Annotated in this window: 19 protein-coding genes; 9 read left to right on the top strand and 10 right to left on the bottom strand. The window is 63.5% G+C overall.

The window, feature by feature from the left end:
• Position 1 precedes the first annotated feature (1 nt).
• Positions 2–790 (top strand): heme ABC transporter ATP-binding protein, encoded by a 789-nt coding sequence (locus tag NLY36_RS03395; protein WP_023735264.1) that lies wholly within the window; start codon positions 2–4, stop codon positions 788–790.
• 109 nt (positions 791–899) lie between these two features.
• On the opposite strand, the gene rirA is transcribed toward NLY36_RS03395, so the two are convergent.
• The gene (gene rirA / locus NLY36_RS03390) at positions 900–1,361 is read right to left on the bottom strand and encodes an iron-responsive transcriptional regulator RirA (protein ID WP_023672640.1); all 462 of its coding nucleotides are present in this window, start codon (positions 1,359–1,361) and stop codon (positions 900–902) included.
• Positions 1,362–1,655: 294 nt separating this feature from the next.
• Here rirA and NLY36_RS03385 point away from each other — a divergent pair, with 294 nt between their 5' ends.
• From NLY36_RS03385 to NLY36_RS03375, 3 genes are all read left to right on the top strand, one after another.
• Positions 1,656–2,951 carry a DUF445 domain-containing protein gene (locus NLY36_RS03385; RefSeq protein WP_023688166.1) on the top strand — a complete coding sequence of 432 codons (1,296 nt, stop codon included), beginning with the start codon at positions 1,656–1,658 and terminating at the stop codon, positions 2,949–2,951.
• Between the two features lie 209 nt (positions 2,952–3,160).
• The gene (locus NLY36_RS03380) at positions 3,161–3,583 is read left to right on the top strand and encodes a phasin family protein (protein WP_023672638.1); all 423 of its coding nucleotides are present in this window, start codon (positions 3,161–3,163) and stop codon (positions 3,581–3,583) included.
• A gap of 160 nt (positions 3,584–3,743) precedes the next feature.
• Positions 3,744–4,241, top strand: a complete 498-nt coding sequence (locus NLY36_RS03375; RefSeq protein WP_023681725.1) for a MaoC family dehydratase — start codon at positions 3,744–3,746, stop codon at positions 4,239–4,241.
• Positions 4,242–4,256: 15 nt separating this feature from the next.
• Here the strand turns inward: NLY36_RS03375 and NLY36_RS03370 are convergent, their stop codons facing one another.
• Entirely contained in the window at positions 4,257–5,729 is a 1,473-nt protein-coding gene (locus NLY36_RS03370) for an MFS transporter (protein ID WP_023735265.1), read from the bottom strand.
• A 131-nt stretch (positions 5,730–5,860) separates the two neighbouring features.
• On the opposite strand from NLY36_RS03370, the gene NLY36_RS03365 reads away from it, so the two are divergent.
• A complete protein-coding gene (locus tag NLY36_RS03365; protein WP_023735266.1) occupies positions 5,861–6,754 on the top strand; it encodes a LysR family transcriptional regulator in 894 nt (297 codons plus the stop codon).
• 4 nt (positions 6,755–6,758) lie between these two features.
• Here NLY36_RS03365 and NLY36_RS03360 read toward each other — a convergent pair whose 3' ends face one another.
• The gene (locus NLY36_RS03360; protein WP_023735267.1) at positions 6,759–8,177 is read right to left on the bottom strand and encodes an aminotransferase-like domain-containing protein; all 1,419 of its coding nucleotides are present in this window, start codon (positions 8,175–8,177) and stop codon (positions 6,759–6,761) included.
• Between the two features lie 106 nt (positions 8,178–8,283).
• Here NLY36_RS03360 and NLY36_RS03355 point away from each other — a divergent pair, with 106 nt between their 5' ends.
• A complete protein-coding gene (locus NLY36_RS03355; RefSeq protein ID WP_023735268.1) occupies positions 8,284–9,147 on the top strand; it encodes a DMT family transporter in 864 nt (287 codons plus the stop codon).
• A gap of 28 nt (positions 9,148–9,175) precedes the next feature.
• On the opposite strand, the gene NLY36_RS03350 is transcribed toward NLY36_RS03355, so the two are convergent.
• Genes NLY36_RS03350 through NLY36_RS03340 form a run of 3 tightly spaced genes read right to left on the bottom strand, consistent with a single transcriptional unit; the run spans position 9,176 to position 11,630 of the window.
• A complete protein-coding gene (locus NLY36_RS03350) occupies positions 9,176–10,216 on the bottom strand; it encodes a zinc-dependent alcohol dehydrogenase family protein (RefSeq protein WP_023735269.1) in 1,041 nt (346 codons plus the stop codon).
• Between the two features lie 36 nt (positions 10,217–10,252).
• On the bottom strand, positions 10,253–10,903 hold the full coding sequence (gene maiA / locus NLY36_RS03345) for a maleylacetoacetate isomerase (RefSeq protein ID WP_023688172.1): 651 nt from the start codon (positions 10,901–10,903) through the stop codon (positions 10,253–10,255).
• 4 nt (positions 10,904–10,907) lie between these two features.
• A complete protein-coding gene (locus tag NLY36_RS03340; protein ID WP_023735270.1) occupies positions 10,908–11,630 on the bottom strand; it encodes a fumarylacetoacetate hydrolase family protein in 723 nt (240 codons plus the stop codon).
• Between the two features lie 208 nt (positions 11,631–11,838).
• Between NLY36_RS03340 and NLY36_RS03335 the strand changes: the two genes are divergently transcribed.
• On the top strand, positions 11,839–12,522 hold the full coding sequence (locus NLY36_RS03335; RefSeq protein ID WP_023681717.1) for a response regulator: 684 nt from the start codon (positions 11,839–11,841) through the stop codon (positions 12,520–12,522).
• A gap of 9 nt (positions 12,523–12,531) precedes the next feature.
• On the opposite strand, the gene NLY36_RS03330 is transcribed toward NLY36_RS03335, so the two are convergent.
• The 4 genes from NLY36_RS03330 to NLY36_RS03315 all read right to left on the bottom strand — a co-directional run bounded on the left by NLY36_RS03330 (position 12,532) and on the right by NLY36_RS03315 (position 16,241).
• The gene (locus NLY36_RS03330) at positions 12,532–13,032 is read right to left on the bottom strand and encodes a hypothetical protein (protein ID WP_348524899.1); all 501 of its coding nucleotides are present in this window, start codon (positions 13,030–13,032) and stop codon (positions 12,532–12,534) included.
• A gap of 138 nt (positions 13,033–13,170) precedes the next feature.
• Positions 13,171–13,707, bottom strand: coding sequence for a hypothetical protein (locus NLY36_RS03325; protein ID WP_023735272.1), 537 nt, complete (start codon positions 13,705–13,707; stop codon positions 13,171–13,173).
• 95 nt (positions 13,708–13,802) lie between these two features.
• Positions 13,803–15,146 (bottom strand): hybrid sensor histidine kinase/response regulator, encoded by a 1,344-nt coding sequence (locus NLY36_RS03320; protein WP_023672626.1) that lies wholly within the window; start codon positions 15,144–15,146, stop codon positions 13,803–13,805.
• A gap of 3 nt (positions 15,147–15,149) precedes the next feature.
• Positions 15,150–16,241 carry an FIST signal transduction protein gene (locus NLY36_RS03315; RefSeq protein ID WP_245271815.1) on the bottom strand — a complete coding sequence of 364 codons (1,092 nt, stop codon included), beginning with the start codon at positions 16,239–16,241 and terminating at the stop codon, positions 15,150–15,152.
• Between the two features lie 341 nt (positions 16,242–16,582).
• Here NLY36_RS03315 and NLY36_RS03310 point away from each other — a divergent pair, with 341 nt between their 5' ends.
• On the top strand, positions 16,583–17,083 hold the full coding sequence (locus NLY36_RS03310) for a (2Fe-2S)-binding protein (protein WP_023706035.1): 501 nt from the start codon (positions 16,583–16,585) through the stop codon (positions 17,081–17,083).
• 123 nt (positions 17,084–17,206) lie between these two features.
• Positions 17,207–19,552 carry a xanthine dehydrogenase family protein molybdopterin-binding subunit gene (locus NLY36_RS03305; RefSeq protein ID WP_023707866.1) on the top strand — a complete coding sequence of 782 codons (2,346 nt, stop codon included), beginning with the start codon at positions 17,207–17,209 and terminating at the stop codon, positions 19,550–19,552.
• The last annotated feature ends 10 nt before the right edge of the window (positions 19,553–19,562 follow it).

Genomic DNA, 19,562 nt, shown 5'->3' with positions numbered 1-19,562 from the left:
CATGATCGAAGCACGCGATGTCTCGGTGGCGATCGGCGGCAAGCGCATTGTTGCCAATGTCGATTTCGTCGCGCGGCCGGGCGAAATTGCGGCAATCGTCGGACCCAACGGCTCGGGCAAGACGACGTTTTTGAAGGCGTTGTCGGGCGATCTGGCGTTTGCGGGGACAGTGGCCGTCAACGGGCGCGACCTCTCCGCGATGAAGCCGGTGGAGGCCGCGACTGTGCGTGCCGTGCTGCCGCAGGCCGCGACGCTGTCCTTTCCCCTCACCGTGCACGAAGTGGTCAGGCTCGGCCTTATCGGCGGCCGTTCCGGCGTTCTGCCGGGCGAAGATGATCGTCTGCCCGAGCGGGCGCTGGTGCGGGTCGACCTCGACGGCTTTGCCGGCCGCTTCTATCAGGAGCTTTCGGGCGGCGAACAACAGCGTGTGCAACTGGCGCGCGTGCTGTGCCAGGTCTGGGCGCCGGTGCTCGACGGCAAGCCGCGCTATCTCTATCTCGACGAGCCGGTCTCCAGCCTCGATATCAAGCACCAGCTGATCATCATGAACATCGCCCGCGATTTCGCCCGGCGCGGCGGCGGTGTGATCGCCATCCTGCACGACCTCAATCTGACGGCCATGTATGCCGACCGGATTTTCGTGATGCATCGCGGCCGGCTCGCCGCCGACGGTTCACCGCAGGAGGTGCTGAGCGACGATCTGATCGAAAAGGTGTTCGATTGTCGGCTAAGGGTCGGTGTGTTGCCGGCGGCGAGCATGCCGTTCGTCTTGCCGCAGTCAGCCGCCTAAAAGCGCGTCGCGTTTGAACGGACTCAGGCGACGCGCTTTAGGTCTTTGTTTTTATGCATGTCGTTGTCTCAAAACCGGGGCCACTTTTGAGCGACATGCACTAGAAAACTCAGGCGGCCGGAGCTCGCTGGACCAGCATGTCGATGCCGAGCAAATGACGCACATTCGGGCGCGCCGCCACCATATCGGCGATGGTGTAGCGGGAAAGCACGGCAAAGAAGGCGTTGAGCGCCTCGCGCAGCGCCGAATTCAGCTGGCAGCTGTCGACCAGCGGGCATTCGGCGGCGTCGTTTTCGAAGCACTCGGCCATGGCGAAGCTCTCTTCGGTCACCCGTACGACGTCGAACAGGCTGATCTGCTCGGCGGGGCGGCCGATCCTCACGCCGCCATTCCTGCCGCGCACTGTCTCGACCAGGCCATGCTCGACCAGCGGCTGCAGGATCTTGAACAGGAAAAGCTCCGACACCGAATAGGCGGCCGCAATCTCGGGGATGCGGCTCAGGCGATCGTTGTTGGCGGCGCAATACATCAGGATGCGCATGGCGTAGTTGGTCTGGCGCGTCAGCCGCATTTCATTCCTCACCGAGTGCTGGCGCGCTGGAACTGCACCAGATTTTAGATTGTGCTGGTGCAGCTTTCTCACCCGGAGTTTCGGATTCGCCCACACTGGCCTGATCGGAATATGGCCTATACCTTGGAACAATTCCAGACTGGGATTGCATGATAGATGAACATTCTTGTCAACTTTGCGTGCGAAACCGGCAATTCCCGGACGAAATCGGCCCATCCGATCATGCTACGGGCCCAAACACCCCCTAAATAGCCCATGCCAGATAGCCAAGAGATCGATGAGGAGCGGCGTATCATGTCCCAATCGGCTTCGTCCCTGGCGCCTGGCGGTTTTGATGCCGAGACGGGCGCCAAGCTTTTCGCGTTGCGGCGGACAAAGTTCCTCGCCACGGCTGCGCTGGTGCTTTGCGTCGTGGTTTTTGCCGTGGCCAAATCGTTCGAGGCCAAGTATCCGTGGCTGGGCTTCGTGGCGGCCTTCGCCGAGGCGGCGACCATTGGCGGCCTGGCCGACTGGTACGCGGTGGTGGCGCTGTTCAAGCGGCCGCTGGGCCTGCCGATCCCGCACACCGCCATCATCCCAGCGAACCAGAACCGCATCGCCGATAATCTGGGCCGCTTCATCGAGGTCAATTTTCTGGCGCCCGGGCCGGTGCGGGAAAAGCTGGCCGAGGTCGATTTTGCAGCACTCGTCGCCGACTGGCTGACTGACGCCGAACGCTCTGCCGGCCTGTCGCGCTTCGTCGTACGGCTGGTCCCGCAGACGCTTGCGGCGATCGAGCAATCCGGCCTGCGGAGCTTCGTCACCAGCCGCATGCTCGAGCAGATCGACAAGGTGCCGCTGGCGCCGCTCGCGGCCGAATTGCTGTCGGCACTGACCGACGACCGCCGCCACCAGAAACTCTTCGACGAATTCACCAGGGTGATCGGCCGGTTCCTGAACGATGAAGAGGCGCTGGCGACCATGCGCGAGAAAATCCGCGAGGAATTGCCGTCGCTGTTCAACCTGTTCAGAGCCGACGCCTATCTGCTGAAAAAGATCGTCGCTTCCGCCGGTTCGCTGCTTGACGAGGTGCGGGCCGATCCCGACCATCCGATGCGCGCCGAATTCGACCGTTTCGCGCACAGCTTCATCGAGCGGCTCAGAACCTCGAAGCAATACGCCAAACGGGCCGAGAAGCTGAAGCGCGATTTCCTGGCGCGGCCGGAAGTGAAGTCGCTCGCCGGCGACATGTGGCAGAGCCTCAGCGTGTTCATCGAACAGGACGCCAAGGCGGAGAATTCGATTGTTCGCGCGCATCTCGCCAACATGTTCGTCGAGGTCGGCCGCCATCTCTCAGGCGATCCGCAGATCAGGGCCGACATGAACCAGGGCTTTGTCGTGGCGCTGTCGTCGTTCGTGGAGAGCCAGAAGAGCGGTGTGTCGACGTTCATCGCCGATCAGGTCAAGCGCTGGGACCTTGCCCAGCTGACGAGGCTGATCGAGATGAACATCGGCAGGGACCTGCAATATATCCGCTTCAATGGCATGATTATTGGCGGCCTGGCCGGTCTCGTGCTCTACACGGCGGAGAGGCTGTTTCTCGCTGGCTGATGCTGCATTTGCCGCTGAATTGCTTGGGCGTCCGAATGGACACACGGCGCGCGAGTGCTATTGTCCAGAACAGAACAGTTCACCGTTTCAAGGAAACGGCGACCTGCTCTAACTCTTTGTTTTGACGCAATTCCTGACGGAAAACCGTTTCACACTTTTCCTGGAATTGCTCGAGGTTCAGCATTTGCGACAACTGGGGAGCACGAGCAATGGCCAAACAACCCGACTCCGATTCGTTCCTTGACATGTTCAGCCGGTTCGGCCGTGACCTGAAGGTGCCGAATGTCGAGGCGATCCTCGCGCATCATCGCAAGAACCTCGAGGCCCTGGAAAGATCGGCGCGGGCGGGAGCTGCCGGCGCGACCTCATTGTTGTCCAGACAGCGCGAGATGCTGCAGGACACGCTGCGTGAAGTCAGCGACATGGCGCAGAGCTACAAGGCGCCGGGCAATCCCCAGGAACTGATGACAAAACAGGCGGAGTTCGCCAGGAAATCCTTCGAAGCCGCCCTGAAAAATGCCGGCGAAGTGGCCGAGCTGGTCAAGAAATCCGGCACCGAATCGATCGAAATCCTGCGCAGCCGCATCAAGGAAGCGATGGAGGAAATCCGCTCGGGCTATGACAAGAAGTGACTCTCAACGCAACCATGAGAGGAGTGGGCCGGTTGCGGCGCATGAGCATGGACGAGGGACGCTGTTTGGCGGAAAATGGCGGAACGGAATCGCAACGGGCGAATTGACAGGAGCCGTCCGTTCGTGGTCCGAGGCACTGGGAGCCACCGGGAAAGCAGGAATGACGGAACTACGGCCGAAAACGCCGCCGACCTTCGAGCAGTTAAGGGCGATGGCCGGGCAGGAGCTCGGCGTGTCGGAATGGACGACCGTCGACCAGAACCGCATCAACCAGTTTGCCGAATGCACAGGCGACCATCAGTGGATCCACGTCGATCCGGAGCGGGCGAAGCGGCAGAGCCCATTTCGCACCACGATCGCGCATGGCTATCTGACGCTGTCGATCATCGGCGCGCTGGCGCTGGGCATGGGCATCGTACCCGAAAACACGCAAGCCGCCTTCAATTACGGCTTCGACAAGGTGCGGTTCCTGGCGCCCGTCAGGGTCGGCGCACGCATCCGGCTGCGCACGACGCTGTTGTCGGTGGAGGACAAGGGGCCGGGCCAGTATCTGATGAAGGCCGCCAATACGGTCGAGATCGAGGGCGAACAGAGGCCGGCGCTGACCGCCGAAACGCTGGTCATGCTTTATGAGCGGCGCAAGCGGGCGGGAGCGTAAGCTCCCTATCTTCGGTCATGATGGCTGTTGCCGCACCGACAGCCTGCCGCCGGCGCGGGTCGAGAGCAGTGCCAGCAACAGCGCAGCCACCGCCAGGACCGTTGCCGTCTGAAAGGTAACCTGCATGCCGCGCGCGGCTGCCGCTGAGGTCAGCATGTCCTGGCTTTGCCGTTCTCCCGTCGAGGCAGCCGCAAAAATGGCGCCCATAAGCGATGCGCCGGTGATCAGGCCGAGATTGCGCGACAGATTGAGCAGGCCGGACACCACGCCGCGCTCGCCGGCAGCGACACCGCTCATGACGGCGGCATTGTTAGATGTCTGGAACAGGGCGTACCCGAAGCAGGTGACGGCGATCGGCACGATATAGCTGGCAATGCCGAGTTTTGTTGCGGCGAGCGACAACAATGAGGTTCCGACGGCAAGACTGAACAGTCCGACGACCATCATCCTGTGCGCGCCGAAGCGATCGGTGAGGCGGCCGGCGACGAGCGCCGAGAGCGCGGAGACCAGCGGACCTGTCGACAGGACCACGCCGACCATCGCAGCATCGAGCCCCAGCGCTCGCGACAGATAGAATGGAGCGACCACCAGGGTCGCCATCATCACTGTGGCGACAACGAGGTTCGTGGCGAGGCTGGCGCTGAGCCGGATGTCGTACAACCGGGCAAGCCGGATCAAGGGATTCTTCGCCCTCTTCTGCGCGACGCCGAACAGAACGACGCCGATGCCGGCGGCAACCAGCAGGCCGGTGTTGAGGGCGCCGAAATGGCCGCGGCCGAGCGTCATGGCCAATGCATAGGCGGCCAGCGTCAGGGCCAGCAAGACCGTCCCGATCGCATCGAAGCTGTTTTGAGCTGCTTCCGCAGTCTTGTCGCGGGCAGGCAGGGCCAGCGAGGCGAGGGCAAAAGTCAGGAGGCCGAGCGGCACATTGACGAGGAAGATCGCCCGCCAGCCGAAGCCGGCGATCAGCAAGCCGCCGAGCGAGGGTCCGAGCGTCGTGCCGATCGCCGACATGGCGCCGAGCAGGCCCATGGCGCTGCCGGTTCTCTCCTTGGTCACGGTCTCCGCGACAAAGGCCAGCGTCAACGCCATCATCAGCGCGGCACCCAGTCCTTGTACGGCGCGCGCCGCAATCAGCAGCCAGAGCGTCGGCGCCAGGCCGCAGAGCACCGAAGCCAGTGTGAACAGCGCGATGCCGCCGAGCAGCAACGGCCGGCGGCCGAGCATATCGGCCAGCCGACCGGCGCTGACGATCAGGGCCGTGATGGCGAGCAGATAGGCGAGAACCACCCATTGCACGGACTGGAACGGCGCACCGAACGCCTGCATGAGGGAAGGCAGTCCGACGCTGGCAATGCTGGTTCCAAGCGACGACAGCAGCGTGGCGAGCGACAGGCTGGCCAATGCCAAGACAGGAGAGTGGGCCAGGCCTGCGGACCGGGTGTTGTGCGGCGCCGATGCGCACTCGTTCTGCTCAGCAATTGCCATGGCGATTTCCTCCTTGTCAGTCCCGCAACCGGACCTGTCGGAGATCTAGTCGTCAGGATGGAATGGCGGAAGGCGCATCATTTGCATCTTATTCGTGCACCAAACGCCATGGCATGTGCTACAATCCGCCGATGGCATCGCCAGATCTCAATCTGCTGTTCGCTCTCGACGTCCTGCTGACCGAAGGTAGCGTGGCTCGCGCGGCAACCCGGCTGCGGCTCAGCCCTTCGGCGATGAGCCGCACGCTGGCGCGGCTGCGGGAAGCGACCGGCGATCCGCTGCTGGTCCGCGCCGGCCGCGGCCTGGTCCCGACGCCGCGCGCGGAGGCATTGCGGCAGCAGGCCGGCCGTGTCGTCCACGATGCGGAAACGCTATTGCGTCCCGCCAGGCTGCTCGATCTGGCAAAGCTGAACCAGATCTTCACGCTGCGCACCAATGAAGGGTTCGTCGAGGAATTCGGGCCGCGTCTTGTCGCCCGCATCCAGGCCGAGGCGCCGGGCGCGCGGCTGCGCTTTGCGCCGAAAGCCGACAAGGACGTCGCCTCATTGCGCGACGCCGACATTGACCTCGAAATCGGCGTTGCCGGCGAGGCCGGACCTGAAGTGCTGATACAGGCGCTGTTTCGCGACCGCTTCGTCGGTGCTGTGCGAGCCGGCCACCCTTTGAGTGAAGGCGCGGTAACGCCTGAACGCTACGCGGCCGGCCGCCACATCAGCGTTTCACGGCGGGGTCGGGAAAGAGGGCCGATCGATCAGACTTTGGCGCTGCTCGGCCTGCAGCGAACCGTGGCGTGCATGGTCTCCGGCTTTTCGGCTGCACTCTCCATGGCCCGCGCTTCGGACCTTATTGCCAGCGTGCCCGAACGGCACACGCAAGGCGCACGCGCCGGCATGGTCAGCTTTCTGCTGCCGGTCGCCACGGTGGAGGTCACCATCTCGATGCTCTGGCATCCACGGCTCGATGCCGATCCGGCGCAACGCTGGCTGCGAGATTGCGTTCGGGAGGTCTGCGCGGCCTCCCGCTGAGCCCTCAGCGCGCCATTGCCCCCTTGAGCACCCTGAAAATCCGCTCGTCCTGGCACTGGGCAACGTTGAAGCGCAGGAAGCGGCTGGCGGTTCCCGACAGGCTGAATGCGTTGCCGGGCGCCAATACGATGTTGTCGGCCAGCGCGCGGCGGGCGATTTCGGCTGCGTCCACGCCATCGGGCAGGCCGCACCACAGGAACAGTCCGGCGGGCTGGTCGATCCAGGGCGCGATGCCGATCGCCTTCAGGCGCGCGCTCGTCTCGCCCATGGCGCGGGAAAGGCGCGCGCGCAGCAATTCCATGTGCTTGCGGTAGCTGCCATCCCTAAGCAGCGTCAGCACCAGTTCGGCCGCCAGCCTGCCCCCGCCGAAGGTGGTGGCGATCTTGAGGTCGGTGAGCTGTTCGATCCAGTCGCGGGGTGCGGCGATAAAGCCGCAGCGCACCGAGGCCGACAGCGTCTTGGAGAAGCTGCCGATATGGACGACGCGGTTGAGGCCGTCGAACGCCGCCAGCCGAGGCGCTGGGCTGTGCTCGAAATCGGCGAAGATATCGTCCTCGACGATGGTCAGGTCCGACTGGTCGGCGAGTTTCAGCAGCCGGTGCGCAGTGACCGGCGACAGGATCGCGCCGGTCGGGTTGTGGATGGCGGAATTGGTGATGTAGAGGCGCGGCCTGTGCTCGGCGAGCGCCTGCGCGAACATCTCGATGTCCGGCCCCGATGGCGTGTAGGGCACGCTGACGACCTTGGCGCGGTGGGCGCGCAGCAGTGCGTGGAAATTGAAATAGCAGGGGTCGTCGACCAGCACGGTATCGCCGGGTTCGATCAGGAAGCGGCACAGAAGATCGATGGCCTGCGTGCCCGATTCGGTCAGCATGATCTGTTCGGGCGAGACCTCGATGCCGTGGCCGGCCATGCGCCGCGCGAGCAATTGCCTGAGCGGCGGCAGGCCGAGCGGCGTGCCGTAATCGGCTAGGTCGACATCGTCGGCGCGCGCCACGGTGCGCAGCGCCCGGCGCAAGGCGGACTGCGGCATCCACGAGGCAGGCATCCAGCCGCAGCCGGGTTTCAGCATCTCGTCGCCGGCTTCCAGCGATTGGCGCGACACCCAAAGCGGATCCACGGCGCGGTCGAGCCGCGGGCCGATCTCGGCCAGCGACAACGGCGCCAGCGATCCGGCGGCATAAAAGCCCGAGCCCGGCCGGGAGCGTATCGCGCCTTCGGCGGCGAGCCGCTCATAGGCTTCGACCACGGTCGACTTGGACACCTGCATGGCCTTGGCGGAGGCGCGAATCGAAGGCAGCCGCGCGCCTGGCGTCAGGCTGCGCGCCGATATCCGCTGGCGGATGGTCGCCATGACAGTTTCCACAAGCGTGGTCGCGACAGGAGGGTGCGCATTGCCGGTTTCCAAAATGAATTCGGTCATCTGTATTGCTCTGATAGCCATTACAGTTTTGCGGAATTGTACTGCATTGTCTCTGGCTGCACCATAGGCACTTGCCCGATAGAGGGCGAAAGCAATGGAGCCTGGAATGGACAAAACCGCGAGCGGCTGGATGAACGGATTCATCGGCGTGCTGATCTTCTCAGGCTCGCTGCCGGCAACGCGCGTGGCCGTGGCCGATTTCGATCCGATATTCCTGACTTCGGCCCGCGCCGCGATTGCCGGACTTCTCGGTCTCGCCATGCTGATGCTGTTTCGGCAGAAACGCCCGGAGCGCGGCGATTTTCTGTCGCTGGTGATCGTCGCCCTTGGCGTGGTTGTCGGCTTTCCCTTGCTCACCGCGCTGGCGCTGAAGCACGTCACCTCCGCCCATTCCATCATCTTCGTCGGCCTGCTGCCGCTGGCCACCGCGATCTTCGGCGTGCTGCGCGGTGGCGAGCGTCCGCGCCCGGCCTTCTGGCTGTTTTCCTGCATCGGCAGCGCGCTGGTCGCCGGTTTTGCCCTGATGCAAGGCGTGACGGCCTCACCTGTCGGCGACGGCCTGATGCTGGCCGCAATCATCGTCTGCGGATTGGGCTATGCCGAGGGGGCCGCATTGTCGCGCAGGCTGGGCGGCTGGCAGGTGATCTGCTGGGCGCTGGCGATCTCGCTGCCGATCATGCTTGTGCTGACCTTTGCGACGCTGCCGCCATCCTTTGCCGGCGTCGGCTCCGGCGCCTGGGTCGGTCTCGCCTATGTCTCGCTGTTCAGCATGCTGATCGGCTTCGTGTTCTGGTATCGCGGCCTGGCGCAAGGCGGCATCGCCGCGGTCGGGCAGTTGCAACTGCTGCAGCCCTTCTTCGGCCTCGCGCTGGCAGCGTCGCTGCTGCACGAGCAGGTCAGCCCGCTGATGGTGGTCGTCACGCTCGGCGTGGTGGCTTGCGTGTTCGGGGCGAAGAAGTTTGCACGCTAGGGGTTTGGTGGTGGAGGGCGACTCCGCCCTAGAACTTCGTCACCACCCCAATGCCAATCCCCTCGAACCCGCCCATTGCCATCAGCGCCGCAGGCGCCTCGTCGAGGCTGATCTTTCTGCCGACCAGCAGTTCGGGCTTGAGCTTGCCGGTGCGGATCATCTCCATCATTGCGGGGTAGCGGTAGGCCTGCATGCCGTGGCTGCCGAGGATTTCCAGCTCGAAGGCGATCACCTTGTCCATGGGCACTTGCGGGCGGGCGTGTTCGCCCAGCATCAGGCCGACCTGCACATGGCGGCCGCGCCGGCGCAGGTTCGCGATCGAATTGAACGAGGTCGTGGAGTGGCCGAGCGCGTCCATAGACATATGCGCCCCGCCATTGGTGATCTGCTTGACCGCCTTGACCACGTTCGGCGTGGTCGAGGCGTTGATGGTCGCCACGGCGCCGATCTTTCTGGCGAAGTCCAGTTTCTCGTCGGTGAGGTCGATGGCGATGACATTGGCGCCCATGGAACTGGCGATCATGATCGCCGACAGGCCGACGCCGCCGCAGCCATGCACCGCCACCCATTCCCCCGGCGTCACCCGGCCCTGGTCGACAATGGCGCGAAACGAGGTGACGAAGCGGCAGCCGAGGCTGGCGGCGGTGGCGAACTCCATCTCCTCGGGCAGGCGCACGAGATTGGTGTCGGCATGCTCGATGGCGACATATTCGGCAAACGATCCCCAGGCGGTGAATCCCGGCTGCGTTTGTTGTTCGCAGACCTGATGATTGCCCGAATTGCATTCGAAGCAGCGGCCGCAGCCGACGCAGAACGGCACGGTGACGCGTTCGCCGGCCTTCCAGCGGGTCACCTGCTTGCCGACGGCGACGACGATGCCGGCCAGTTCATGGCCCGGCACATGCGGCAGCGTGATGCCGTCATCATGACCCATCCAGCCATGCCAGTCGCTACGGCAGAGCCCGGTCGCCTCGACCTTGATGACGACGCCGTCGGCAGCCGGTTTCGGATCCGGCACGGTCAGGATTCTCGGCGTCTCACCGAATTTTTCGAAGACGACGGCTTTCATCGGCAACTCCCCGTGCTCTGCTCCGGCATTGTGAGCCTATTCGGCATCTATCTGATTCTCCGGCGCCGCCTTCTGAAAGGCCGGCAGCGCCATGCAGGCGGCGTGGATGCGCGAGATCTCGGGGTAGGGTGTCAGGTCGACGCCGAAGCGGGCGTTGCTGGCGATCTGGGCGACCAGGCAGATGTCGGCGAGGCCCGGTGCGTCGCCATGGCAAAATGTGCCGGTCTCATCCGATGAAGCCAGAATCTTTTCAAGCGGCTGGAACCCTTCGTTCACCCAGTGGCGAAACCAGTGGATGACATCCTGGTCGCCGGCGCCGAACAAAGTGCGCAGCGAGGTCAGCACGCGCAGATTGTTCACCGGGTGGATGTCGCAGGCGATCATCTGCGCCAACATTCGCACGCGCGCCCGGCCGAGCGCGTCCTTCGGCAACAGCGGCGGTTCGGGATGGGTCTCGTCGAGATATTCGATGATCGCCAGCGACTGCGTCAAAAGCGTGCCGTCGCCCAGGATCAGCGCCGGCACCAGCCCCTGCGGATTGACCGCCAGGTAAGCCGGCTCCAGATGGTCGCCATGACGCAGATGATGCGGCACGTAATCGTAGGTCAGGCCCTTCATCTCCAGCGCAATGCGTGCGCGATAGGAGGTGGAAGAGCGGTAGTAGTTGTGGAGGACGAGGTCGCTCATTGGATCACGGCTTGTCGGTGGAATTTTGGCCGATCGAATCTTGGCCGACAGTGATCTCGATGGTGCCGATGCCGTCGACGCCGCCGGTCATCGTCTGGCCCGGCACCACCGCGCCGACGCCGGCCGGCGTGCCGGTGAAGATCAGGTCGCCCGGTTGTAGTACAACCGCACCGCTGCAGATCGAAACGATATCGGCGATCGGCCAGATCAGTTCGGCGAGGTCGCCCTCCTGTTTCACCGTGCCGTCGACGGCGAGCCAGATGCGGCCCTTTTGCGGGTGGCCGGATTTGGCGGCTGATACCAACGGGCCGCAAGGCGCCGAGCGGTCGAAGGCCTTCGACCAGTCCCACGGCCGCGCCGCTTTCTTGGCCTCGTCCTGCAGGTCGCGGCGGGTGAGGTCGATACCGGCGCCGTAGCCCCAGACATGGTCGAGCGCTTGCGCGCGCGGGATGCGGAAGCCGGCCTTGCCGATCGCCGCCACCAGCTCGATCTCATGGTGCAGGTTTTTGGTCAAAGGCGGGTACGGGACCGTGGTGCCGCTATCGACCACCGCATCGGCCGGCTTGGTGAAGAAGAAGGGCGGGTCGCGTTCGTCATTGCCGAGTTCGCGGGCGTGCGCGGCGTAGTTGCGGCCGACGCAGAAGATGCGGCGCACCGCAAAGCGAGCCGACGAGCCTGCTATGGCGACCGACGAGGTTGCGGGCAAGGGAAGGACGAAGTCTGTCATGCCAGGTCTTTCTGCTTCAGCTGCCGGCACATTTGACCGATTTGAACCGCCGGGCAAGGCATCGGCGTCCGCAAAAGCATCGGCTGCGCCTTGATTGTCGGATAAAGTCGGCTTCGCCTTCGGGGGTTAAGATGGCGATAGACTATTTGCCAATAAGCTGCCCATGGTCCGGGGAGTATCCTGCCCAGGGAGGACTGAAACGAACACCATGACCGCAATCAACGATCGCGCCCGGTTTCTGATCATCGATGACCATCCGCTGTTTCGCGAGGCGTTGCACAGCGCCGTGCAGATGGCGTACCCGGAAGTCGACACGGTGGAGGCGCGCTCGATCGCCGAAGCGCTCGATCTCCTGGGTGGGATAAAACCGTTCGATCTGGCGCTGCTCGATCTCAACATGCCCGATGTCCATGGCTTCGACGGCCTGCTGCAGCTCAGGACCCGCCATCCGCGGCTGCCGGTGGTCGTCGTCTCGGGCTATGAGGAGCCGAAGATCATTTCGGAGGCGCTGTCCTATGGCGCTGCCGGCTTCATCCCGAAATCGGCGCGCAAAAGCGATCTCGCCGCCGCCATACGCTCGGTGATGGAAGGCGCGATCTACGTGCCGGAAAACTATGAGGGACAGCCGCCGGACGCCGACAGCACTGACCGCGCCGACATGGTGCAGCGGCTGGCGAAACTGACGCCGCAGCAGTTGCGGGTGCTGCAGATGCTGCGCCAGGGCCTGCTCAACAAGCAGATCGCCTACGAGCTGCAGGTCGGCGAGACCACGGTAAAGGCGCATGTCTCGGAGATCCTGCGCAAGCTCAATGTCTACAGCCGCACGCAGGCGGTGATCGAGGTGTCGAAGCTGGACAATGCGGAGCTGTTTCGCGATCAGGCCGGATTTTGAGATTCCTGTCTATCGGCGAAAATCCAGGCGTCCCGCCGGCCAGCGGCCGTCGATCCTCTCTTCGTTCACAATCAGACCGATCCAGGGCCGCGTGACTGAGGGATCGCTCAGATTGATGTACTTTCCGACCATCCTGCTGCCTTCGCGCCGCGCGTCGATGAGGCCGTGGCGGGCCGCGTTGTCCCAATTGAAATGCAGATAGACCCGCTCCCCCACGGTTCTCACCTCGGCTTGCCCCTGTTTCCATTTGTCCTTTGCATCGCCGGCTATCGTGGGATCGGCGCCGCCGTTCCAGCGGCTGGACCAGTTGCCTTCGATTGTATCGTTTGAGCCACCGTTGCCGCCCCAGGCCTCGGCATTCTCGTCATCCGCTGATCCGGAGAGCGTTGCACTGGAGGCGAAGTCCATGACCTCCTGATCGCCAGGGTTTGGGACGTCCATGACGCCAAACGGGTTGCGTACGGTGCTGCCTGGTTGGGCTGCTTTACTTTTCTGGTTTTTCGGCGTCACGACGAAATCCCTTTCCTGCCTGCTTTTCAATACGCGGGGCAAGTGTCGAGGTTCGCAGATCGGGTCAGGCCCCGCCACCCGTTTCCGGCGATGCGCTATCAGGCCAGCAGATGCTCGGCCAAGTTCAGCGGTAATTTCCTAGTGCGCCGGATGCTCGGCGGGGTACTTTCGCTTGGCGAGATGAGTGTTCACGTCGATAGCTAGCTGTTTCACCCTTTCCGCGTATTTGTAAAAGGAGGGAGTGGCTTGGACAATTTGCTGATAGTCCATCTCCTGCTCGTTCGTTGAAAAAACCGAGTAGCGGATGAACTGGACGGCTTCGCTATTCTCCCTGTGCCAAGCCTCGCCGTGTGCAAGAATGTTGCGTCTAGCGTATAGCGTGCCGGCCTTGTTTTTGATTGCGTTCCATTCGGCCAAAAGAGCATCATCTTTCACGAGCCGCTTGATCATATGCCCGATTAAATCGAGACGCCCTCGGAAATTGCTTGTGGCATTGAACACGTTGCCGAGGATGAAAAATCCTTCGCCGGTGGGACTGCCGATCCCACCTCCGCTGATTGCGCAAAGGATGAGCCTCTGGAACAGATCGCAGTATGCGGACTCCACGCGACTCCACTGGAAGATCGCGAGGCCAAGAGCTTCATAAAACTCGGCATCCGTATTATTTTTGGGCATGACAGCGCACTACCTTACAACTGTATTCTGACGCCGGCGCTGCCCCTCATCCGGCTGCCGCCACCTTCTCCCCGTATAGTGACGGGGAGAAGGAGCTAAGCCAGCAGATGCGCCAGCAGCGCCCTCAGTTGCGCTGGTTTCAGCGGCTTGCGCATCAGCTCTATGCCGGCGGCGCGGGCTGCTTTGGCGACGGCCTCCGATCCGTCGGCGGTGACGATCAGCGCCGGCACGGCGCGGCCGAGATAATCGCGCACTTCGGCTATTGTTGCGGTGCCGAGGTCGCCGTCGTCGAGATGCTGGTCGGCAATGACGATGTCGGGCACCCAGTCGGTGTCGCCGAGCAGGCTGAGCGCATCCTCGGTCGAGGTCGCGGCACGCACCAGGCACTGCCAGCGCTCGAGCAGGAAGGTCATCGCCTGCAACACATCGGCGTCGTTTTCGACCAGCAGCACCTTGGTGCCGAACAGGCCGTAGCCGCGCGGCCGCTCCATCTCGGCAAGGCTGGCGATGGCGTCGGCGCTGGCGCCGATGCCGACCGGCACATCGATGTGGAAGATGGTGCCGCGCCCGACTTTCGACGAAAACGTCACGGGGTGGCCGAGCGCGGCGGCCATGCGCCGCACGATGGCAAGGCCCAGCCCCAGCCCGCCGCCGGAAATTCCGGTATCGGCCGGAATGGCGGAGCCGCGATGGAATTCCTCGAACACCGCCTCGCGCTGGTCGTCGGGAATGCCGCAGCCGGTGTCGGCGACATCGATGCGGATGGTGTCGCCGCGATGCCTGGTGCCGACCAGCACGCCGCCCGAGCGGGTATAGCGCAGCGCATTGGACAGGATGTTCTGCAGGATGCGGCGCAAAAGCGTGCGGTCCGAACGCACCACGGCGCTGACCGGGCGGAATTTAAGTGTCAGCCCCTTCAGCTTGGCAACCGGCTTGAAATCCGAGCGCAGCGACGAAAACAACGTCTCCAGATTGACGTCGCCAATGTCGGGCTGGACCACGCCGGCGTCGAGCTTGGAAATGTCGAGCAGCGTGCGCAACAGGTCTTCCATCGTCTCCAGCGAGCGCTCGACCTGACGGACGAGTTTCTTGCCCTCGTCGCTGGTCTGCACTTCGGCCAGTGCCGAGACCGAGAGGTGGGCGGCGTTCAGCGGCTGCAGCACGTCATGGCTGGCGGCGGCCAGGAACCTGGTCTTGGACAGGTTCGCCAGCTCGGCGTTTTCCTTGGCGGCGCTGAGGTCGATGTTCGACTGTTCCAGCCGGCGCAAGGTCGAGTGCAGTTCCTCGGTGCGCATGCGCACCCGGTTTTCCAGTGAAATTGCAGTCTGGAACAGCGAGAAGGCATTGCCCTGCTGGTCCATCGAGCGCTCGACGCGGCTGACCAGAGCGGCGTTGATCTTCTTCAGCCTGTCGACGTCGTCGATGTCCCTGAGCGGCATGGGCTATTCCGCCGCCTGGCATTCGCCGAAGGCGATGCCGGTGAAAGTCTGGTTGAGGTGCATCGAACGATACTGTTCGCCATAGGTGCCGAAGCCGATGACATTGTTGACCCGGTAAAGCTCCGAAATGTCGCGGAACACCTGGCGGTTGCGGGCGTCGAGCCGGCGCAGCACGCAATCGAAGCCGAGGATCATGTCGATGCCGCCGAGCCGCTCCTCGACGTCGCGCAGTGCGGCGCGCGTCGATTCCACCATGTCCTTGGGCTGGGCGATGGACAGCACGACGCCGTCGTCGATGGCGCAGAAGAACGACAGCGAGCCGTCGGGATGCATCTTCTGGATCGAGCGGCAGTAGTATTCGCCGCCCACCTTCACCACAACGGGGTGAGAGGCGAAGCTCAGCGGCGTCAGGTTCTGCGCAACGATGCCGACCGAGGCTGCATATTCCTCGGCCGCATTGGTGGCGTTGAACTCGCGCACGGTGCGGTGGTCCGGGTCGGATGCCGTCACCACCAGCTTTTCGTCGGTGGGGATGAAATTGTCGGTCTTGAAGACGTGGAAGGGAATTTCGGTAGCAATCAACACGATGATGGCGCTGTCTGACGCCACCTTGCCGTTCGAAATCAGACTGGTGGTTTCGAATTTGAGGTCGTCGCCCGCCGAACCGCCGAGCAGCGGGATGTCGTCCAGCCCCCAATGGATGGCCGAGGTCACCGCTTCCTCGGCAAAGGACAGGCCGTCGATGAAGCAGAGCGCGAAGGTGCTTTTGGTATGGCAACAGCCGAGGCGCCCGCGCAGTAGGCGCCGCAGGGCCTCGACTTCATCAGTGATCCTGTCCATGCCCGACGAGGAGAGATTGTCGACCATGGTGCTGACCGCCGAAAACGACGCGGAGGGAAAGAGCAGCGCCAGCACATGGCCTTCCTCCAGGCCCTGGGGGGTAATCTCGCCGGCGGTCGAGCAGGCGGCGTAGGCCAGCGTCGGCGCGTGGGTCTTCAGCCCTTGCGAAAGGACGCTCGCGTCAAACAGGCTCTGGGAGAAGAACAGCAGGGCAAAGCCGGCATCGATGGCTGCGGCCTCGACGGCGACCGCCAGGGCGAATGCATCGGCGTCGGGCTCGTCGGTGGTGAGCGCCGACAGACCGGATGCATAGCTCGTCCGTGAACTGGCCAGAGGCTTCCTCCCGATATCCTCCGACGCTTCCTGCGCGCGCCCGTTTTATGTCTCTCGGCGCGCTGGCGTCGAGGGCATTGTTGCCCCCTATTCGCTCTTTGGCAATGGGGCGGACAGGCCCATGATTTTCGTTTTCTCCATGACCGAAAGTACAATGAGCGCCGTGTGTTTTTTGCGCTTTGTGCAGTGTACCAATAGCGCATGGCCGAGCGCCAAAGCCGCATCGGCAGCATGACTACCAAGGTCATACCCAGGGAGGATGCATGTCGGACGTTTCGTTTGTCGTGAACGGAAAACGGATCAGCGGCGCTGCCGAGGACCGAACGCTTCTGGTTCATTTCCTGCGCGAAAATCTTGGTCTCACCGGAACGCATGTCGGTTGTGACACCTCTCAATGCGGCGCCTGCGTCGTGCATGTCGACGGCAAGGCGGTGAAGTCCTGTTCGATGCTGGCCGTGCAGGCCTCCGGGTCGACCGTGGTGACGATCGAAGGGCTTGCCAATGGCGGCGACCTGCATCCGATGCAGGCCGCGTTCAAGGAACATCATGGGCTGCAATGTGGCTTCTGCACGCCGGGCATGATCATGACCGCGACCGACATGGTCGCGCGCCATCCCGAAGGCCTCGATGAGGCGACGGTGCGCGCCGAGCTCGAAGGCAACATCTGCCGCTGCACCGGCTACCACAACATCGTCAAGGCGATCCTCGCCGCATCGCAGACTATGGCGAAGGTGCCGAAGGGCAGGGCGAAACAGGCAGCGTAAGAAAGAAGCGAGTAGCGAATAGGGAGTAGCGAGTAGTCGGTTTAGCCGAACCGCTCCGAGCACAATTCCCTACTCACTAATCACTATTCGCCACTCACTATTCGCTATTCCGGAGGAATTCCTATGGGCATTGAAGGCATCGGCGCTCGGGTCGTGCGCAAGGAAGACAAACGCTTCATCACCGGCGCCGGCCGCTATGTCGACGACATGGTGGTTTCCGGCATGAAGCATGCCGCTTTCGTGCGCAGCCCGCACGCGCATGCTCAGATCAAGAAGATCGACGTCAGACGAGCGCAGGCGATGCCCGGCGTCATCGGCGTCTTGACCGGCAAGGAGCTCAAGGCCGACGGCATCGGCAACCTGATCTGCGGCTGGATGATCCATTCCAAGGACGGCTCGCCGATGAAGATGGGCGCGTGGTCGCCGCTGGCCGTCGACAAGGTGCGCTATGTCGGCGACGCGGTCGTCATCGTGGTGGCGGAAACCAAGGGCCAGGCCCGCGACGCGGCCGAAGCGGTCGAGATCACCTACAAGGAATTGAAGGCGGTGGTCGATGCCACTAAGGCGCTGCAAAAAGGTGCGCCGCAGGTCCATGCCGAAGCCGAGGACAATCTTATCTTCGACTGGGAGATCGGCGATGCCAAGGCGACCGACGCGGCGATCCAGGCGGCGGCCCATGTCACCCGCATGAAGATCGTCAACAACCGGCTGGTTCCCAACGCCATGGAGCCGCGCGCTGCGCTTGGCCATTACGACAAGGCCGAGGACCATTTTACCTGCTGGACGACGTCGCAGAACCCGCATGTCGCGCGGCTAGTGATGAGCGCCTTCTACAATGTCGCGCCGGAAAACAAGCTGCGCGTCATTGCGCCCGATGTCGGCGGCGGCTTCGGCTCGAAGATCTACATCTATCCCGAAGAGATCGTCTGCCTGTGGGCGTCGAAGAAGACCGGCGTGCCGGTCAAATGGGTTGCCGACCGTACCGAAAGCTTTCTCACCGACGCACATGGCCGCGACCATGTCTCGACGGTCGAAATGGCGTTCGACAAGAACAACAAGATCACCGGCTTCAAAGTCGACACCATCGCCAATCTCGGCGCCTACATGTCGCTGTTCTCGTCTTGCGTGCCGACCTATCTCTACGCGACGCTGCTGTCGGGCCAGTACAACATCCCGACGATCCACGCCAATGTGCGCACCGTCTACACCAACACGGCACCCGTCGATGCCTATCGTGGGGCAGGGCGGCCGGAAGCGACCTATTTGCTCGAACGCACAATGGAGACCGCCGCACGCGAACTCGGCGTGTCTCCGGCGGAGCTTCGGCGCGCCAATTTCATCACCGAGTTTCCGCATCAGACGCCGGTCATCATGAACTATGACGCCGGCGACTATGGAGCTTCACTCGATGCGGCGACACAGGCGTCCGACTATGCCGGCTTCGCCAAGCGCAAAGCGGCGGCCGCCAGCCAGGGCAGGCTGCGCGGCATCGGCATGAGCTGCTATATCGAGGCCTGCGGCATCGCGCCGTCGGCGGCGGTCGGTTCGCTCGGCGCCGGCGTCGGTCTGTGGGAATCGGCCGAGGTGCGGGTCAATGCCGTCGGCACGATCGAGGTGCTGACCGGCTCGCACAGCCACGGCCAGGGCCATGAGACGACCTTCGCGCAACTGGTCACCCAGCGCTTCGGCGTGCCGCTCGACTCGGTGTCGATCGTCCATGGCGACACCGACAAGGTGCAGATGGGCATGGGCACCTACGGCTCGCGCTCGGGCGCGGTCGGCATGTCGGCAATTGCCAAGGCGCTCGACAAGGTCGAGGCCAAGGCCAAGAAAATCGCCGCCCATCTGCTCGAGGCCGACGAGGGCGACATCGTCATCGAGAATGGCGAGGTCAAGGTTGCCGGCACCGACAAGAGCCTGCCCTGGTTCCAGGTGGCGCTTGCCGCCTACACCGCTCACAATCTGCCGGCAGGCATGGAGCCGGGACTGAAGGAAACAGCCTTCTACGATCCGGCGAACTTCACTTTCCCGGCGGGCTGCTACATCTGCGAGGTCGAGATCGATCCGGAAACCGGCACGACCGAGATCGTCCAGTTCGTCGCGGCGGACGATTTCGGCAACATCATCAACCCGATGATCGTCGAGGGTCAGGTGCATGGCGGCATCGCCCAGGGCATCGGCCAGGCGCTGCTGGAAGGCGCGCACTATGACGATAGCGGGCAGCTGCTAACGGCGAGCTACATGGACTACACCATGCCGCGCGCGGACGACCTGCCGTCATTCAAGGTGTCGACCTCGAACACGCCGTGTCCGAGCAATCCGCTCGGCATCAAGGGCTGTGGCGAGGCCGGCGCCATCGGCTCGCCGCCGGCGGTCATCAACGCCATCACCGACGCTTTGGGGATTGTGGACATCGCCATGCCAGCCTCGCCGTCAACGGTGTGGGCGGCGATTAGGGCGAAGAAATGAGTGAGTAGGG

This window comes from Mesorhizobium sp. C399B (assembly GCF_030323185.1).
Classification (GTDB): domain Bacteria; phylum Pseudomonadota; class Alphaproteobacteria; order Rhizobiales; family Rhizobiaceae; genus Mesorhizobium.
This window is presented reverse-complemented; position numbering and strand designations above follow the sequence as displayed.

Bases quoted from the DNA above. Each gene is read 5' to 3' on its own strand.
- NLY36_RS03320 (WP_023672626.1), bottom strand. From the start codon at position 15,146: ATGCCGCTCAGGGACATCGACGACGTCGACAGGCTGAAGAAGATCAAC.
- NLY36_RS03365 (WP_023735266.1), top strand. From the start codon at position 5,861: ATGGCATCGCCAGATCTCAATCTGCTGTTCGCTCTCGACGTCCTGCTG.
- NLY36_RS03375 (WP_023681725.1), top strand. From the start codon at position 3,744: ATGACGGAACTACGGCCGAAAACGCCGCCGACCTTCGAGCAGTTAAGG.
- NLY36_RS03350 (WP_023735269.1), bottom strand. From the start codon at position 10,216: ATGAAAGCCGTCGTCTTCGAAAAATTCGGTGAGACGCCGAGAATCCTG.
- NLY36_RS03360 (WP_023735267.1), bottom strand. From the start codon at position 8,177: ATGACCGAATTCATTTTGGAAACCGGCAATGCGCACCCTCCTGTCGCG.
- NLY36_RS03385 (WP_023688166.1), top strand. From the start codon at position 1,656: ATGTCCCAATCGGCTTCGTCCCTGGCGCCTGGCGGTTTTGATGCCGAG.
- NLY36_RS03310 (WP_023706035.1), top strand. From the start codon at position 16,583: ATGTCGGACGTTTCGTTTGTCGTGAACGGAAAACGGATCAGCGGCGCT.
- NLY36_RS03355 (WP_023735268.1), top strand. From the start codon at position 8,284: ATGGACAAAACCGCGAGCGGCTGGATGAACGGATTCATCGGCGTGCTG.
- NLY36_RS03325 (WP_023735272.1), bottom strand. From the start codon at position 13,707: ATGCCCAAAAATAATACGGATGCCGAGTTTTATGAAGCTCTTGGCCTC.
- NLY36_RS03335 (WP_023681717.1), top strand. From the start codon at position 11,839: ATGACCGCAATCAACGATCGCGCCCGGTTTCTGATCATCGATGACCAT.
- rirA (WP_023672640.1), bottom strand. From the start codon at position 1,361: ATGCGGCTGACGCGCCAGACCAACTACGCCATGCGCATCCTGATGTAT.
- NLY36_RS03305 (WP_023707866.1), top strand. From the start codon at position 17,207: ATGGGCATTGAAGGCATCGGCGCTCGGGTCGTGCGCAAGGAAGACAAA.
- maiA (WP_023688172.1), bottom strand. From the start codon at position 10,903: ATGAGCGACCTCGTCCTCCACAACTACTACCGCTCTTCCACCTCCTAT.
- NLY36_RS03395 (WP_023735264.1), top strand. From the start codon at position 2: ATGATCGAAGCACGCGATGTCTCGGTGGCGATCGGCGGCAAGCGCATT.
- NLY36_RS03380 (WP_023672638.1), top strand. From the start codon at position 3,161: ATGGCCAAACAACCCGACTCCGATTCGTTCCTTGACATGTTCAGCCGG.
- NLY36_RS03340 (WP_023735270.1), bottom strand. From the start codon at position 11,630: ATGACAGACTTCGTCCTTCCCTTGCCCGCAACCTCGTCGGTCGCCATA.
- NLY36_RS03370 (WP_023735265.1), bottom strand. From the start codon at position 5,729: ATGGCAATTGCTGAGCAGAACGAGTGCGCATCGGCGCCGCACAACACC.